The 17,165-nt window shown below is 43.3% G+C and carries 14 protein-coding genes; 4 read left to right on the forward strand and 10 right to left on the reverse strand.

The features are described from left to right. Positions 1 to 26 precede the first annotated feature (26 nt). Positions 27 to 1,178, reverse strand: a complete 1,152-nt coding sequence (locus tag NYE35_RS18285; protein ID WP_076273622.1) for an iron-containing alcohol dehydrogenase — start codon at positions 1,176 to 1,178, stop codon at positions 27 to 29. A gap of 358 nt (positions 1,179 to 1,536) precedes the next feature. Between NYE35_RS18285 and NYE35_RS18290 the strand changes: the two genes are divergently transcribed. Then, the gene (locus tag NYE35_RS18290) at positions 1,537 to 2,292 is read left to right on the forward strand and encodes a DeoR/GlpR family DNA-binding transcription regulator (RefSeq protein ID WP_076100077.1); all 756 of its coding nucleotides are present in this window, start codon (positions 1,537 to 1,539) and stop codon (positions 2,290 to 2,292) included. Positions 2,293 to 2,376: 84 nt separating this feature from the next. On the opposite strand, the gene NYE35_RS18295 is transcribed toward NYE35_RS18290, so the two are convergent. From NYE35_RS18295 to NYE35_RS18310, 4 genes are all read right to left on the reverse strand, one after another. Continuing rightward, positions 2,377 to 3,018, reverse strand: coding sequence for a class I SAM-dependent methyltransferase (locus NYE35_RS18295; protein ID WP_341121825.1), 642 nt, complete (start codon positions 3,016 to 3,018; stop codon positions 2,377 to 2,379). A 183-nt stretch (positions 3,019 to 3,201) separates the two neighbouring features. Then, positions 3,202 to 4,095 (reverse strand): phosphogluconate dehydrogenase (NAD(+)-dependent, decarboxylating), encoded by an 894-nt coding sequence (gnd, locus tag NYE35_RS18300; RefSeq protein ID WP_036688068.1) that lies wholly within the window; start codon positions 4,093 to 4,095, stop codon positions 3,202 to 3,204. A gap of 71 nt (positions 4,096 to 4,166) precedes the next feature. Further along, a complete protein-coding gene (gene zwf / locus NYE35_RS18305) occupies positions 4,167 to 5,702 on the reverse strand; it encodes a glucose-6-phosphate dehydrogenase (RefSeq protein WP_076225283.1) in 1,536 nt (511 codons plus the stop codon). A 1,916-nt stretch (positions 5,703 to 7,618) separates the two neighbouring features. Then, on the reverse strand, positions 7,619 to 7,801 hold the full coding sequence (locus tag NYE35_RS18310) for a hypothetical protein (RefSeq protein WP_341121826.1): 183 nt from the start codon (positions 7,799 to 7,801) through the stop codon (positions 7,619 to 7,621). 173 nt (positions 7,802 to 7,974) lie between these two features. On the opposite strand from NYE35_RS18310, the gene NYE35_RS18315 reads away from it, so the two are divergent. Then, positions 7,975 to 8,862: a fructose bisphosphate aldolase gene (locus NYE35_RS18315; RefSeq protein ID WP_341121827.1), complete on the forward strand. Its 888-nt coding sequence runs from the start codon at positions 7,975 to 7,977 to the stop codon at positions 8,860 to 8,862. A gap of 384 nt (positions 8,863 to 9,246) precedes the next feature. On the opposite strand, the gene NYE35_RS18320 is transcribed toward NYE35_RS18315, so the two are convergent. The 3 genes from NYE35_RS18320 to NYE35_RS18330 all read right to left on the reverse strand — a co-directional run bounded on the left by NYE35_RS18320 (position 9,247) and on the right by NYE35_RS18330 (position 12,279). Further along, positions 9,247 to 9,609 (reverse strand): DUF1304 domain-containing protein, encoded by a 363-nt coding sequence (locus tag NYE35_RS18320; protein WP_036688073.1) that lies wholly within the window; start codon positions 9,607 to 9,609, stop codon positions 9,247 to 9,249. Positions 9,610 to 9,769: 160 nt separating this feature from the next. Further along, on the reverse strand, positions 9,770 to 10,603 hold the full coding sequence (locus tag NYE35_RS18325) for a hypothetical protein (RefSeq protein ID WP_038571664.1): 834 nt from the start codon (positions 10,601 to 10,603) through the stop codon (positions 9,770 to 9,772). Between the two features lie 92 nt (positions 10,604 to 10,695). Continuing rightward, positions 10,696 to 12,279, reverse strand: a complete 1,584-nt coding sequence (locus tag NYE35_RS18330) for a glycoside hydrolase family 43 protein (RefSeq protein WP_339210111.1) — start codon at positions 12,277 to 12,279, stop codon at positions 10,696 to 10,698. A gap of 121 nt (positions 12,280 to 12,400) precedes the next feature. Here NYE35_RS18330 and NYE35_RS18335 point away from each other — a divergent pair, with 121 nt between their 5' ends. Then, positions 12,401 to 13,258, forward strand: coding sequence for an AraC family transcriptional regulator (locus tag NYE35_RS18335; protein WP_051491556.1), 858 nt, complete (start codon positions 12,401 to 12,403; stop codon positions 13,256 to 13,258). A gap of 7 nt (positions 13,259 to 13,265) precedes the next feature. Here the strand turns inward: NYE35_RS18335 and NYE35_RS18340 are convergent, their stop codons facing one another. Continuing rightward, positions 13,266 to 14,720, reverse strand: a complete 1,455-nt coding sequence (locus NYE35_RS18340) for a glycosyl hydrolase family 28 protein (protein ID WP_341121829.1) — start codon at positions 14,718 to 14,720, stop codon at positions 13,266 to 13,268. A 212-nt stretch (positions 14,721 to 14,932) separates the two neighbouring features. On the opposite strand from NYE35_RS18340, the gene NYE35_RS18345 reads away from it, so the two are divergent. Further along, the gene (locus NYE35_RS18345; protein ID WP_051491557.1) at positions 14,933 to 16,039 is read left to right on the forward strand and encodes a glycoside hydrolase family 88 protein; all 1,107 of its coding nucleotides are present in this window, start codon (positions 14,933 to 14,935) and stop codon (positions 16,037 to 16,039) included. Between the two features lie 63 nt (positions 16,040 to 16,102). On the opposite strand, the gene NYE35_RS18350 is transcribed toward NYE35_RS18345, so the two are convergent. Then, positions 16,103 to 17,164, reverse strand: coding sequence for a glycoside hydrolase family 76 protein (locus NYE35_RS18350; protein WP_076275422.1), 1,062 nt, complete (start codon positions 17,162 to 17,164; stop codon positions 16,103 to 16,105). Between the last annotated feature and the right edge of the window lies 1 nt (position 17,165).

A 17,165-nucleotide genomic window follows, 5' to 3' on the forward strand; every position in this document is an offset into this window, starting at 1 on the left:
AACAATCTCCTATGATAAGGGGTGATTTATAATATTTTTTTGAACAGTGTAATAACTTCTTTTTTAGTAGGAATAAAAGGGTTCCCTGGTGCACAAGCATCCTTCATCGAATTTTCAGCCAGAAGATCAAGATCTACTTCTTCTACACCAAGCTCGGATAATTTGGCTGGAATCCCTACTTCTTTAGACAACGCCTTGATCGACTCAATTACGAAATCCGCGCATTGTTTATCCGTTTGGTTCTCTACATTAAGTCCAATCGCTTTAGCAATGGATCTGAATTTCTCAGGCACATATTTGGCATTTTCTTCTTCCACAAAAGGCAGCAGCATCGCGTTACATACGCCGTGCGGCAGATCGTATACGCCGCCCAGCTGATGCGCCATCGCATGCACATAACCAAGCCCCGCATTATTGAAAGCCAATCCGCCAAGGAATATCGCGTATACCATCTGTTCACGCGCTTCGATATCATGGCCATTCTTCACAGTACGAGCCAGGTTAGCAAAAATTAGCTCCACTGCGGCTAGTGCCGTAGCATCAGTTACCGGATAAGCTCCTGGCGTCACCAACGCTTCAATCGCATGAGTCAGTGCATCCATACCCGTGGCCGCGGTAAGTGCAGCTGGTTTATCAACCATAAGCTCAGGATCGTTGACTGAAATCGTCGCAAGGCTGTTTTTATCTACCATAACCATCTTCACTTTGCGATCTTCGTCTGTGATTACATAGTTAATGGTCACTTCAGCCGAAGTACCAGCAGTGGTATTCACGGCGACAATCGGCAGTGATTTATGCTTAGACTTGTGTACACCTTCATATTCTTTGATATGACCGCCATTTGTGGCAATGATACCAATGGCTTTGGCAGTATCCTGTGGTGATCCACCGCCGATGGAAATCAGATAATCACAATTCTGCGACTTGAGATAATCAACGCCATCGTGGACATTTTTACAGGTCGGATTGGGTTTCACTTCATCATAGATGGCATATTCAATCCCCGCTTCGTCCAATACCGCCAGCAATTTACCAGCAATGCCACTTTTCATAAGGAATTTGTCCGTAACTACAAGCGCCTTTTTTAATTTAAGTTCTTGGATGTATGGACCAATCTCCTGCAAGCATCCCTTGCCCATAATATTGATCGATGGAACATAATACACATGCGTGCTCATTGCTTGACCAGCCTCCTAAAGTTAATTTATCAACACCAAAGTTTTACACACAACTCTGCAAGCTAGAGCGTAGTATTCCGGCTGCAGCGCCTCAGGCTGGCCTCTGAATCGCAACTGGGCCGGCTCTGGTATCTTTCAAATCTAATTACCACTACAGGACTTCTTTTCTCCTTCATCGTATGCCTGCGAATCTTTGTTGTCAACATTTTAAATATTATTTATGTTGTTTTTATTTGTTTTATATCCGTTTTGTGAATATTATTGGAAAACAAACATGATTCTACGTTGATTTTATTGCAAAACACAGATATTTGGAGCTATGATTAAGGAATATACAGATTTCGGAAAGGTGATCCCTATGCTTGCAGCTGAAAGACGCAAAAAAATAATAGATCTTGTTCATCAGGATAAACGAGTATTAGTCTCTGATCTAAGCCGGATGTTTGAAGTTACAGAAGAGACGATACGCAGAGATTTGGAGAAGCTGGAGAAGGATGGCATTCTGAGCCGAACCTATGGCGGGGCCATGCTGAATCGTCACACGAACGAGGATTTGCCTTTTGTTACACGCAATGCGCTGAATACAGATATCAAACGGGGAATCGCACTCAAGGCGCTCGATTTAATCAATGATGGAGATACGTTAATGGTGGATCCTAGCTCCACAGCCTTTGAGTTTCTAAAACTGCTTGGCAATAAAAACAATCTGACCATTATCACGAACTCGATTAATATTTTGCATGAGTTCTCGAATTCAGGGATGGATATCATCTCTACCGGTGGTTCTTTACGTTACCGATCCATGTCACTCGTGGGTCCTGTAGCACATGACACCATTCAAAGATACAATGTGGACACTGCGGTTATCAGTTGTAAAGGAATTGATATGGAGCGAGGCATCACAGATTCTAATGAACCGGAGTGTGAGCTCAAGAAATATATGCTACGTCAAGCTAACAAGGTCATACTCCTGGCCGATCACACCAAATTCGATAAGACCGCCTTTACGAAGCTGATCGAGCTTGGCCAAATCGACTTTTTGATCACAGACCGCCAGCCTTCTGAGGTTTGGTTGAAGCGCCTGAACAAAGAGAATATTGAGCTTCTCTATTGATCGGGCTCAAATGCCTTCGGTGCCCAATTAAAAATGCCGTTCCCCAATGAGTAATGGGTGACGGCATTTGTTGTATAAAGATGATTATCTTTTTGTATAAACCTGAGAGATTGGGACTACGTTGACTGTTGATTTGGGATTTTCGCGTTGCACTTGCGTTGTGGTTTTTTTCCTGCAAATATATACAAGCGCTGGTGGAAAATTCAGCAGCACCCACTTCGTGTGTAGGATCTCAAAATGCTGGCTCAACTCTGTTTTCATCCGCGGAAAATATTCATAGGTTATAAACCACCCTCCTTCTTTTAAAGAAGAAATGATCTGTTCCATAAACCTAGTGCGGTCTGGCTTCGAGAAATTCATCAAAGACAAACTACTCACGATACAATCCAGCTTCTCCAGACTGCTGTTATGAAGCGCAAGACGCAGCCGGAGACAATCGTTGTTGCAGAAACATCCGGGGAATTCCTCTCTTAATTGACTGCGAAAATCAGGATCTATTTCAAATAGAAGAACATTCATACCGGTCTTTTCTCCACGCGGAATAAACCTTGTGATTGCACCAGTCCCCGCACCTAACTCAGCCATAGAATGCACTTGGTTCCAAGGCACTGGATCAAGCAACGTCTGGGCCAGCCAATGTGAACTGGGAGTCACACTACCATATTGTCGGGGCGCATGCAGAAATTTATTTAGAAAATGAAGTCGCTCACGAATTCCACTTTGCATGAAATCTCCCCCTTGCTTCCTAACTTACCCTTCTACCCCTAAAATATGTAAACTGCATTAAATTCGTACTCCATCTATACTTCCCATTATCTATTCCCCTTAAAATAAAAAGCCCAAATTTCTCCGCAACATAAATTGCGGGAAATTCGAGCTTGTAAACACTCATTTCAGAGTCGGCCAATCTTATTTAGTTTCCACAGCGTGTCCACCGAATTCGTTCCGCAGTGCAGCTACTACTTTACCAGTAAATGTGTCAGTCTCTAGGGAACGGTAACGCATCAATAACGCCATTGCGATAACCGGAGTCGCCGCTTGTAGATCAAAGGCGGTTTCAAGCGTCCATCTGCCTTCACCAGACGAATGCATAATGCCCTTGATCTCATCTAGTTTAGCGTCCTTCGAGAAGGCGCGTTCCACAAGTTCCATCAGCCATGAACGGATTACAGAGCCGTGATTCCACACCCGAGCTACTTCCTCAAAGTTGTAGTCAAATTCACTCTTTTCCAGAACCTCAAAACCTTCACCGATCGCAGCCATCATGCCGTATTCGATACCGTTATGCACCATTTTTAGAAAATGGCCGCTACCTGCTTTACCAGCATATAAAAAGCCGCTTTCTACAGCTGTATCACGGAAAATCGGCTCCACAACTTCCCAAGCTTCGGGATCTCCGCCAACCATGTAACAAGCGCCATTACGCGCCCCTTCCATACCACCAGAGGTGCCTGCATCCATAAAGTGAATTCCGTGCTCCTTCAATTCCTCATACCGGCGAATAGATTCCTTGTAGTGCGAGTTTCCTGCTTCAATAACGATATCACCTTTAGACAATTGTGGAGTGAGTTCAGCGATTACAGAATCAACGACCTGATGCGGAACCATGATCCAAATGATTCTTGGCGTTTCCAATTGCTGCACCAATTCAGGAAGCGTAACTGCTCCACTAGCGCCTTTAGCTTTCATTTCTTCTACAGCAGGTGCATTCAGATCAAAAGCAACAACCTCATGTCCATGATCCAGCAAATTTTGACCCAAATTAAAACCCATTTTTCCTAACCCAACTAATCCTACTTTCATGTAAATTCCCTCCGATTTATAGATTCTTATGATGTATTTTAGCTAAATTGGCAAAAAAAACAGGCAGGGGCTTAAGCCCCTGGCCGTATAGATTCCTGCGCTGCTGCAACTTCTGCTTGAGCGTCGAGAACATCTGACTCCTGATCTGCATCATCAAACCACCAGCGGTCTTCACCCAAAAGCTCCATAGCCGCATTTGGACCATAAGAACCTGAAGCATAGGTATGAAGTGGCATTAGCCCCTCCTCCATAGCTTCCTGGATTGGTGTAACCCATTGCCATGACAGCTCGACTTCTTTCCAGTGAGCGAAGAAAGTGGCGTCACCACGAAGCGCATCAAAGATCAGATTTTCGTAAGCTTCTGGTACGTCTGAAGTTCCGGCTTCATAAGTAGCGAGGACAGGTTCAAGTTTCCCTTTCTGCAACTGATCCTTCGTATTCAACTGAAGCGTAATGGCTTCATTTGGACCGATCTCGATGATGAGTAGATTTGGAACGTCATTCCCTTTATTTTTGTTATTGTTATCATTAAACGGTTCTTTAAATTCTATAACAATTCTTGTTGATTTCTCTTTCATTCTCTTGCCGGTACGGATATAGAACGGAACTTCATTCCACAATGGATCATCTATAAACAAACGCGCTGCAATAAACGTCTCATTTTGTGAGGATTGGCTAATTCCTGGTTCATCTAAGTATCCTGCAACAGATTTACCTTTAATTTCACCTTCAGCATATTGTCCGCGGATAACGTATTGATTAACCTCGTCTTTACTTAACGGAATGAGGCGCTCCATGACATATCTTTTCTTCCCGCGGATCTCTTCAGGTGTACTGCCTTTTGGAAGCTGCATCGCCATCATCATGAGCAATTGCAGCATATGGTTCTGGAACATATCACGAAGTGCCCCAGCTTTATCATAATAGCCTGCCCGTTCTTCAACGCCGACAATCTCACTCGCCGTAATTTGCACATTTGCGATATAACGATTTTTCCACAGTGCTCTAAGTACAGGATTTGAATATTTTAGAACTTCCAGATTCTGAACCATTGGTTTACCCAAGAAATGGTCAATTCGGAAAATCTCTTCTTCTGCAAATACGGCATTCAAGCTGTCATTTAACTCTCTTGCTGTTTGCAAGTCTGTACCAAAAGGCTTCTCAATAATCAGACGCTTCCAGCCCTTCGTCGATCCCAGACCACTGGAGTGAATATTGGCGGCAATTTCCTTGAAAAACTCAGGACCCACCGATAAATAGAACATCCGATTCTCCGGAATGTTAAGCAATTGCTCACGACGTTTAACATGCTCCAGGAGCTTCAAATAATCCTCTGTATTACCTACATCTAGAACGCTATATTCAAAAGCTTCCAAGAAAACCTGCAACTGTGGAGATTCTACTGCCGGCTGTCTAGAAAATGTCTGCAAAGATTGCAGGACTTGCTTACGGAAAGCTTCAGTTGAAACTTCTCTTCTTCCTAATCCAATCACTGAGAGAGGACCTGAAATTTGACCATCTAAAAAGAGGTTATATAGTGCAGGATAGATTTTACGTTTTGCTAAATCTCCTGTAGCGCCAAAAAGCACAAATGTTGATGATTCCACTTTCATTCCTCCCGCTATTATATATTATTTATTAACTTACTTTTAATTACTAGCATACTCAGTAGAATCAATCATACGACTGATATTTTTATTCGTCAACCTCATTTCGACATTTACGAAAAGTTATTATTTTCACAAAGCTTCAAATTGGTAATTATGATTAATGTCACACCAATTATCTTATTGGATTATTCATATTAAATTACTAGGAAATAATCCGCGAGCAAGTTAACAACCCGCTCCCAGCATGGGTTTAGGTGCTCTAACTTTACACACTCTGATTTAAAATTCTTCATACAAAGCTGTTTATAACATGATCAAAATTCCCAGTCGCCTAAATGTGATCATCCTTCCACTGTGTTTCAAACTAACTTTAAGTAATTGACTGGATTGGTCTGGCGCGCCTCGAAGAAGACTATGCGATTTGATTCCAAGTTTGGGAATTAAGCATAAAAAGTGACTACTTCGAGGAATATTATCAGAGAATACTTCGAAGGAATTTTCACTCAGCATTTCGGAATGACTTGGAGTCTCCCAAGAGGACAATATGTTGTAAAGAGTACCTTTGGGAACGAGTTGAGGTTTGCTAGGTGAACCCTGTGAATGTCTTGAAGTTTGCTAGGTGTGCGCTTTGGGGGATCACTTTAAAGTTCGCATAGAGCGTCTTTAGTTTCTGCTTGGAGTAACATTTATGTTTGCCCGCATCTCCGACTGCTGCGAGATCGGACCTAACAGACCTTATTCGTCGATTCTCACTCGTCTGCGTTGGCTGCATGTCCACACCATGGAGGGGACGGACTCAGGTGGCCTCAAACGTCGATTCGTTCTCATCAACCGAGGCTGTAGGCCCACACTAACTATGGGTTCGGACTCAGGGTCATTATACGTCGATGCTTAATCGTCTGCGGAGGCTACATGTCCTCGCCATTGATGGTCCGGACTCAGGAGACGCTATTTCGCAGATTTAGCCCATTTCGCCATGCTATCGGACTCAGATGCAGCTATTCGACCAAATGTACGCCTCTTTGGAGCAAAAACTTGGCAATAAGAGCTATGCGGTCCGATACTCCTGAAAAATGCTCCAATAACACTAAATAGCTGCAATACAGTCCGTTACGGCGTGTATTATCGTCAATAGTGGCTAGTCGGACTTAGTTGACCTCAAACGTCGATTCGCACGCGTCTGCCGAGGCTTTATCTCCACACCATGTATGGTCCGGACTCAGGAGACGCTATTTCACAGATTTTGGTCATTTCGCCATACTATCGGACTCAGATGCAGCTATTCGACCAAATGTACGCCTCTTTGGAGCAAGAACTTGCCAATAAGAGCTATGCGGTCCGAAACTTCTGAAAAATGTTCCAATAACACTAAATAGCTGCAATACAGTCCGTTACGGTGTGTATTATCGTCAATCTTGGCTAGTCCGGACTCAGATGACCTCAAACGTCGATTCGTACTCGTCAGTTGAGGCTTTATGTCCACACTAACTATGGGTTCGGACTCAGATGACGCTATACGTCGATCTTAATCGTCTGCTGAGGCTACCGTCCTCGCCATCGAAAGTCCGGACTCAGGAGACGCTATTTCGCAGATTTAGCCCATTTCGCCATGCTATCGGACCCAGATGCAGCTATTCGACCAAATGTACCCCTCTTTGGAGCAAAAACTTGGCAATAAGAGCTATGCGGTCCGATACTCCTGAAAAATGCTCCAAAAACACCAAATAGCTGCAATACAGTCCGAACGATGATGTAGTATCGTCTATCTTGGCTAATCCGGACTCAGATGACGCTATATGTCGATTCTTAATCGTCTGCTGAGGCTACTCGTCCTCGCCATCGACGGTCCGGACTCAGGAGACGCTATTTCGCAGATTTAGGCCATGTCGCCCTGCTATCGGACTCGGATGCAGCTATTCGACCAAATCCACTCTTCTTTGGAGCAAAAACTTGGCAATAAGAGCTTTGCGGTCCGATACTTCTGAATAATGCTCCAAAAACACCAAATAGCTGCAATACAGTCCGTTACGGTGTGTATTATCGTCAATCTTGGCTAGTCCGGACTCAGATGACCTCAGACGTCGATACCACGTCATCCTCATAGAACAGCCGGACCCAGAAGTCCTTATATCGCAGATTCAAAACTACTCATGACGAACTAGTTACCTGCCAAGTTTACAATGCCATTTGTTTAGAGCCGGTACATTAAGTGTTATAGTTAATGAACATAAGAATTTTCATTCAGTTCACGAAAGGAAGGAGAATTTTCATGAATATGGAGCAATGGGAACGAATTCGGACGGGACAGGGATTTATAGCTGCCTTGGATCAAAGTGGTGGAAGTACACCTAAAGCGCTGCTGCAATATGGCGTTGCAGAGGGTAGTTACTCTAATGAAGATCAAATGTATGGGTTGGTTCACGAGATGAGAACGCGCATTATCAAGAGCCCTGCATTTGATTCTAAGCATATACTGGGTGCAATCTTATTTGAGAACACAATGGATCGTTCTATAGACGGTCAATATACTGCCGATTTTCTATGGGAGAAAAAAGGTATTGTGCCTTTCCTGAAAATCGATAAAGGGCTTGCCGACCCTGAGGACGGAGTACAACTAATGAAGCCTATTCCCGGCTTGAATGATCTTCTGAAGCGGGCCAACGAACGTAACATCTTCGGTACAAAAATGCGCTCGGTGATTAAAGAGGCTAACCCTGCCGGTATAAAAAAGGTGGTAGAACAGCAGTTTGAAATCGGCAAGCAGATTTTAGCAGCGGGACTCGTTCCTATTATCGAACCGGAAGTTGATATCCACACTGCTGATAAAACAGCTTCAGAGAAGCTGCTAAAAGAAGAACTATCGCCCCAATTGTCTACGCTGGGCAAAGACGTGAAGGTCATGCTTAAGCTCTCCATTCCAACGGAGAATAATTTCTACCGCGAATTAATGGATGATCCTCACGTTTTGCGAATTGTCGCTTTATCAGGCGGTTACACACAAGCGGAAGCAAACGATAAGCTCGCCCATAATCAAGGACTGATTGCCAGCTTCTCACGTGCGTTATCGCAGGGACTAAGCGCTGGACAATCAGAAGAAGAGTTTAACGCGCTCCTCTCCAAATCTGTAGAAGCGATTTATACAGCATCTATTAAATAAGATCCTCATTTAACCAGCACATAAAAAGAGCTGTTTCCCGACAGGTGATCCCTGCTGGGAAGCAGCTCTTTTTTATGATAAGGTTTTACTTTTAAAGTCTAAAACTTTCAGATTAAACGCTATTTCGTCTACTCTTTCAGCCCACACAAGCATGCAATAGGTTTGCTAAAGTCCCCCTTTCATCTTATCTAAAGGCCGCACCTTTACCTAAAACATATTAATCTACCACTTCTTTGCTGTTTCTTAGTACACCTATTCATAATTTCTGCATTTAAACCAGCGCATATCCTTTTCCAATAATTTCTTGATCTTACGCAAAAAAGGGCTCCACCACGCATGTATGCGAGTAGAAACCCTACTAAAGTCCATTACTTCTAAGTTATCTTAAATCGAAACCACGAGGATTAATGCAACTAAGGCTGGAAGACCTTGCATAAACAAAATAGACTTTTTCACCGTCAGTCCGCCATATAATGCCGCCACAATAACTGTTGCCAAGAAGAAGATTTCAATTTGATGGCCGAAATTTACATTCGGATGAACCAATCCCCAAATTAAACCTGCCGCCAAAAATCCATTGTATAACCCTTGATTCGCGGCCAGAGTTTTAGAAGCATCCGCAACTTCCTGTGTCATTCCAAAGACTCGAAGCCCTTTTGGCTTTGACCAAGCGAACATTTCTAAATAAACAATATAGATATGTATTAACGCAACAACACCGACCATAATATTAGCTACCCATACCATCAAAATAACCACCTTTATTTAATTTGTGTACAATTTAATTGTATCATACCAAAGTTAAAAAGTGTATACATAATCCCATAAACAATTCGAAACTAAAAAAGAATAGCCATAATCTTCAAAAAAAGACTATCGCTATTCCATACGTAATGTTTATGAAATTCTAAAATATTTTTGCAGCAATATAAACGGTCACGCTATTGTAAAAACCATAATGAGAGCCATTGCTCCAGACGAAATTGCTAGGATCTGAAATTGCTGTGTTTTGAGAAGGTTGATGTCCATGTTTCTCTGACCATAAACCTGAGCTATTTTGAAGCATGAAGTGGTAATCAACGTTATCCTCAGGAATATCGACTTTACCATTGCCATTTGAGTCGATCCACCCCACTCTAAGTGCAATTCGATGTTCATCGGAATTAATCGCTGCAGTTCGGCCCGGAAGTATCCGCCAACCCGGCTTAAAGTATAAAGGATTCGTATTGCCATCTTGAACTACAAGACCAGCAGTATAATACACATTAGTAAAATAGGCAGGATCTCTGACATTTGAGACCCCGTCTCCATCACCAGGATTGATTGCTCCTGGAAATCTTAAGGCATAACCATAACAGTTAATCCCATAACTATTTTCGGCTGTATACGGCCACGCATGACCATATGCGGAAGATAGAGTGGCTTGCGGAGAATCTGGTTCAAAAGTAGGTGTTATCAGCTCCGGTGCCAGCAATTCATTATTTATAAGATTGTCATCTGCCGGAGGTACAAAGCTTGAAGACTCTTTGAGTTCTCCAACAGTAGTAACATTTCCTTGTGTGTCCACAATAATCGTATCGTCGCCCTTCCATTCTCCAACCCAAGCCTTTTCCGGTCCAGAAGTTTGGACTTCTTTCAAATTACTCACGTCGACGTCGATGGATGCGGCCATTGCAGCAGAGGACAGGGCCAGATTCAGCAAGAGTGTGCAGGTTAGTGCGACTTTATAAGTCTTTTTCAAAATCACAAACATCCCTTTCTATGTAAGATAAGTAAAAATTAACATTTTATCCTAAAATAGAATATGAAGAATGTTATGGTTTTTTCGAACACCTATAAAGCTTTATATTCAAAATAGTCAAAATAAGCCGGCTTCGCTTGCTGATCCAAATCCTGAGCACATACCCCGACATAGGAACCGGTAAATCCGAGCTTACCGCCATATTCATCCGAAAGCGTGCCAAAATCTAAGGGAGTACAGACAGCTGTCCAATTCACCCCATCTGGAGAGGCATAAAACAACAGATCACGTCCATGAATTTCCGCCTTTAGATAATAACGATCCCAATTCTTCACAGATAGCTGCATAGAGGAAATCTCATCGTATTTGCCACCTCTACACAGCACAACGCCCAAACTAGTTCCACGGATCTCATCTGCGGTAACACGCAAATAATAGTAATCACTGTCATCATAATAGAGGACTAGTCCAGCCATTTGCAGGAAGCTATCCGGCTTGAATTCCAGACAGGTTGTAGCTGAGCATTCAAAATGTTGAATCGGCCGGGCAATTAAGCTCTGATCATGCAGTGAAGCTAACGACTCTCTACCGCGCAGACGAAGAAACCCTGGGCGTTCCTTCAAGCTAACCCAAGATTCATCAAAGGGCACACGCAAGCTTTGGTATGGAAATCCAAGAACCTCTCCATCAAAATCATCTCTGTTTGGCAGCTCCTCAAAAGTGAATACCGGCAGCTCAGGAGCCATTGTCTCCAATGCAGGCAGCTTCCCTCCGTGGGCCAATCGCAACCAGCCATCCTCTGTCCATTCACAGCGTTGAATAGCAGTTTCCCGGCCTAACGGATTCATCGTTGACGTTCCCGGAATCGGACGTGTGCATAAATGCGCCATGTACCAGTCCCCATTCTGAGTCTCTACGAGCGATCCGTGACCTGCTTGCTGAAACGGGTAGGTCAGATCATGCGCCGTGGTCATAATCGGGAAATCCGGATCAGTCTCATAAGGACCTGTGAGGCTTCGGCTTCTAGCTAAGGTAACCATATGGTTGATGCCGGTGCCCCCTTCAGCTGTCAGTAAGTAATAGTACCCATCCTTCTGGTACAATTGCGGACCTTCGGTCACTCCGATAGGTGTCCCTTTATAAATTTCATGGATAGGTCCCGTTAATTTGCCAGTCTCCGGGTCATATTCCTGCATAATGATGCCAGAGAAGTTATTGTGATTTTTACGGAAATCCCAACGCATATTAAGCAGCCATTTGGTCCCGTCCAGATCATGGAACAAAAATGGATCAAACCCGCTGCCATTAAGTCTAACCGGCTCACTCCACGGACCCATGATATCAGTCGCTGTAATTAAATAGTTATGCAGATCTTTATATACACTTTTGCGAGATTTCACATCTGTAAATAGCAGATAGAACACGCCTTGATCATAAGAAAGCGCTGGTGCCCAAATGGAACCAGAACTTACGTTACCACGCAGATCTACTTGTGAGGCTTCTGTCAGAACACGTGAAATGGAATGCCAATGGACTAGATCCTTGGAATGATGGATTTCTACACCTGGAAACCATTCAAAAGTAGATGTTGCGATATAATAATCATCCCCTACTCTAATAAAAGACGGATCTGGATGAAAACCTGCCAACACCGGATTAACAATTTTTCGCGTCATAATGTTACCCTCCACTACCGGATTTTTCATAGTTTAACGTATTTATTGTATCGCTTTCATAATAATTAAAGTTATAATGGGATATAAGAAAATGTTTATATTTTGTCATCTTGGAGGGCCTATGAAGCAGCTGTTCGAACCTGTTGTTTTTGAAGAACACAAGACCTTGATTTGGGATTATAAAATATATACCGACGACTATTACAAAGGTTATTATCACTGGCATCAATGCTGCGAAGTCATGTTCGTGTATGGCGGACAGGGAAACGTTGTTGTGAATCAGCAGATGTACGATATTCGCAGGGGAATGTTATTCTTTTTCCAGCCCTATCAGCTGCACCGGATCTATTCTGAGGTTTCTCCCGAGTGTCCTTTTGAACGAACCATCTTCTACATTGATCCACATGTTGCTGAGCACCTGCTGGAGGGTTTTGCGAAAAGAAAGGCTTTATTCACAGCGCTTTGGCAAGGAAAAAATACACATTGTGCCTTTGATCTTAAGGACCACGTTGAGTCTGTGGAGTGGATTCTGGAGCATTATAATCACAATAAAAAAGTCAGTCTGACTGAGGATACCGAAGACATTTCACTGTTAATTCTTCAATTATTGAGCAGTATAGGAACTGAAGATCAGCATGTATTCCAATCAGGAGAACGGCGAACCTTGCGCTATTCTGAGAAAATCATGAGTTTTATCGAAGAGCATTATCATGAGGAGGTTAATCTGGATCAGTTGGCTGAGGAGATTCACTTGTCCAAATCCTATATCTCCAGAATCTTTCATCAGGAAACCGGAGGAAGGCTTGTTGATTATCTGACTGCCCGCCGGATCAAACAGGCCTGCCGCTTGTTAGGAACGACAGACCTGCCTGTGGAGCAAATCGGAATCACTGTTGGTTTTCCAAATGCCTCTTATTTCAATCAACTGTTCAAAAGAGTCCTAGGGACGACTCCATTAAAATATAGAAAAAGTAATTAGATCCAATTTACACAACCGTATTTTTTTCAGTAACGAAGAGTATATTTTTAGCAAAATGATTAATATCCATCAGCTCTGGGCGGGGGGCGTCCATCAGTTCACCATTGATCCTTAAATTGACAAAGGTCACATTTTCAACAGCTCTCTCTTCGTCATATCCATAAATTCGTGAAGGGTTCGCCCTCCCGCTATAGCTGATGTCTCGAAATGTAATGTCCCGGATGCTTGTCCCCGGCTCTGGATTGTAGTCCTTATTATAGACCACTCGCACATCAATTAGCTGCCCCTGCTCAATACGTTCCACACGTATATTTTCATATAGAACATTACACACCTTATTTCGATCCCCGGCATTAATCGCCAGTGCCCCCCAATAATTCTCTTGCGGTTCGTGATGATTCAAGATATCAATATTCGCAAAAACAATAGACTCAATTACGTCACCATTCCGTTCATGGTCACCATGAGTGCCAATCATCAATGGATGAGCAACATCCGCCCACAGAATAGAATCATGAACGCTAATATTGCGGGTATCCCCATAAAAATCCCATCTTGAGCCATAGATAGCAATACAATCATCAGAATTACGCATAAAAACATCCCGGATTCTAATCTCAGAACTAGACATGATATCAATGCCATCAGACCAACCGCGAGTGCTAAACGATTTGAAATTATCAATCACAATCTGCTCAGACTGCCCGATGAAAATGCTATAATGTGGCGGATCAATCACGGTAATACCTTCCACATTTATAGATCGTGAAAAAACAATTCGTATCCCTCGAAAGGCCGAGAATCGATGAAAATCCGCAAGATAAATTATACCGCGACCACGAATGGATACATCATGAACTCCCTCGAATACCAAGGAACCTACAAGCACAGAACCTCCGGCAAGATACACCGTGGTTTCCGAAGGGACCGGCAATACTGTTTCTTCTATATAATGTGTGCCCGGGGCGAAATAAAGCACCTTCCTCTTTTCACGAGGATCAGCAGCGGCATTTTCCAGCAGACGTAAAAGATCAGGTTTCCGGTGTATACCCGGTTGGACTACTAGGACATTAGCATCCTCTGGTTGAGGGGCATCCTTCTCCTTAGGGTTAGCAAATAAATGCAGATTCCGAAAAATATCACCGTTGATCTCAATCGATAACTTTTGCGGACCCGTTAGCTTAAACAAAATGGTATTTCCATGATGTTCGTAAGTGACCTCTCGCGAAGCCGGAGCAATGTTCACACAATCAATCTCCGTATAAAGACAGGTGACTTCAACTTCTACTGTACCTTCCAGATCAAAATAAGCCATGGATGCAGGACGTACCTCATGCATATCTACCTTAACCTCGTAAATAAACAAGCTATGCCATTCTCCTTCAGGCTGCCGTACTCTTACCTTATAATCCTCACGTCCCGGGAAATCTTTAGGTGCTTTATATACTTGTAAATCATCCACTTTACCATCCTCCTGTTCATTTAGATTGTATCGCTTCTAACACCGATAAAGTTTTAATGTGTTATGCAGAAATGTTTGTATTTTGTCAGTTATAGATTAAAAGCCTGTTACAACATGACAATAATCAAACATTTCCTTATATCAAAACACAACTTTCCTGAACTTTAGAAAGCTATACTCATAACATCCTAAATACACTGGAGGCAGTAACAATGACAAACCCTTATTGGCAAGAGATCATGGGTAGACTCGATACAAAAGTAGAACGTATGATAGAGCAGATAGGTGATAAGTGCCCGCATTTCGCCGGAAAAGATGGCAAATTTGATGATATCGGTTCAGACTGGTGGACTACAGGGTTCTGGCCTGGACTCCTCTGGATCATGCATGATATGACCGGAAAAGACCTTTACAAGGAGGCCGCTTGGCATTGGGACGGTACCTTGGAGGAATGGTTTATTAAACCAACGGTTGAGATGCATCACGATGTGGGATTCCAATTCCTACCGACAGCTGTAATCAAACATACAATTACAGGTGACGAAGATGCCCTGCGCAGAGGAATTGAAGCGGCGAATTTCCTCGCTGCCCGCTATAATCCTGTAGGCAAATTCATCCGCGCATGGAATGAAGATAAATACGGCTGGGTAATTATCGACTGTATGTTAAATATCTCCCTGCTGTTCTGGGCCAGCAAAGTGACAGGTGATCCCCGCTATAAGCATATTGCAATTAACCACGCCGAGACGACGATGCAATATGGCATACGTGAGGATGGATCCACCAAACATATTATTTCTTTTGATGCAGAGACAGGTGCTTATATTGAGAATTTTGGCGGTCAAGGCTACTCGGCTGAATCCTCTTGGAGCCGTGGAACGGCTTGGGGACTGTACGGCTTCATCAATACTTATCGCCACACTGGAGATGAACGTTTCCTGAACACTGCTAAACGGATCGCACATTATTTCATCTCTGCTTTACCCGAGGATCAAGTCCCTTTTTGGGATTTCCGCCTAGAGGATGACACACGGATGTTCCGAGATAGCTCCGCAGCCTCTATAGCCGCTTCAGGATTATTAGAGCTTGCAGATATCGTACCATTAGGCGAAAAAAGTCTATATGCAAATGCAGCGGAGCGAATTCTGCGCTCACTGACTGAAAATTACGCAACCTGGGAGCAGCCGGAGCATGAAGCGATTTTATTGCACGGAACTGGCAGTGGCGATTCCTTCATTGATGTATCCCTGATCTATGGAGACTACTATTATATTGAGGCTATCGCTAAATTAAATGGCTGGAAGCATCGAATCTTCTAATTGTAGATAGTTATTCAAACAACAAAAAGACACCTCTCTTGAGGTGTCTTTATATTTTATATGCTACTCGTTCGCCAGTGCCGCCGCACCCTCCAGCAGCATCAAGCCGCTGAGTTGAATGCTCAGCTGAACCGGAAGCTCCGGTTTCACTTCCCACGATGAACTGCACAGACCCAGTTGTTTATCCAGACCTTTTTCCCATAACTGCATTGCATTGGCCAATACGACCTCGCGAATACGGATATTTTCAGGAGATTCTTTACAGAGCTGAACCAAATAACGAATCAGAATACCCTTGAACAAACCCGTATCATCAATGCCTTCATCAGGCAGTATCAGATTAACCGGATCACATAACCGATCAATACAAGTATTAGCCGTTCGATTCGCATCTTCTAAGTAATGAACATTACCCGTATTCTTGTAAAGCTCTAGGCCAGCGCCTAGAAACACTCCCTGACAGTACGTAAACTCCCAATCGTAATCGATCTGGCCATCCCCGCGTCTATTCATCCCATCCCACACAAAACCAGTCGCAGAATCCACTAAATATGTCTTGTTCCATTCATAGATACGGAGTGCCCACTCCAGATCCTCTTGCTTATGAAAAAGTTCATATAGCCGGGCTGCAAGGTTAACGGCAGGTGCATTGGCAGGAGTGTTTTTATAATCGAGCTGATCCTTCTTCCACGCCAGACCTCCACCCAACTGTTCATTCCAAGCCGTCTTAATATCCTCCCATAGATCAAGCACAGCACTTAAATAGGCTTCATGTCCTGTAACCCGATAAGCACGCAGCAACGCCAATGCTGTCCATTCCATATCATCATAGTAATTATGCCTGAAAGTCCCCCCGTTATAAGCTTGCAGACTTTGACTTAGCTCCTTAATTCTCAAGGAATACACAGGATCTCCACTACGCTCATAACCATCTACTAAAATATCAATGACATGAGCCTGCCACCAATAATAAAAGTTTTCCCCCGCAACGTTGTACTCTCTGGGATACCATTGGTTCATGATACCAGTCTCAGCATTATAATAATTACGTAGTAGACATTGTTGGAACCACTCGGACTTTTCCTGCCAACTGACCGCTTCTATGGCTTCCTTTGCTTGTGTCATT

Origin of the sequence: Paenibacillus sp. FSL L8-0494, from assembly GCF_038003695.1 — a bacterium.
Taxonomy (GTDB): domain Bacteria; phylum Bacillota; class Bacilli; order Paenibacillales; family Paenibacillaceae; genus Paenibacillus_AQ; species Paenibacillus_AQ odorifer.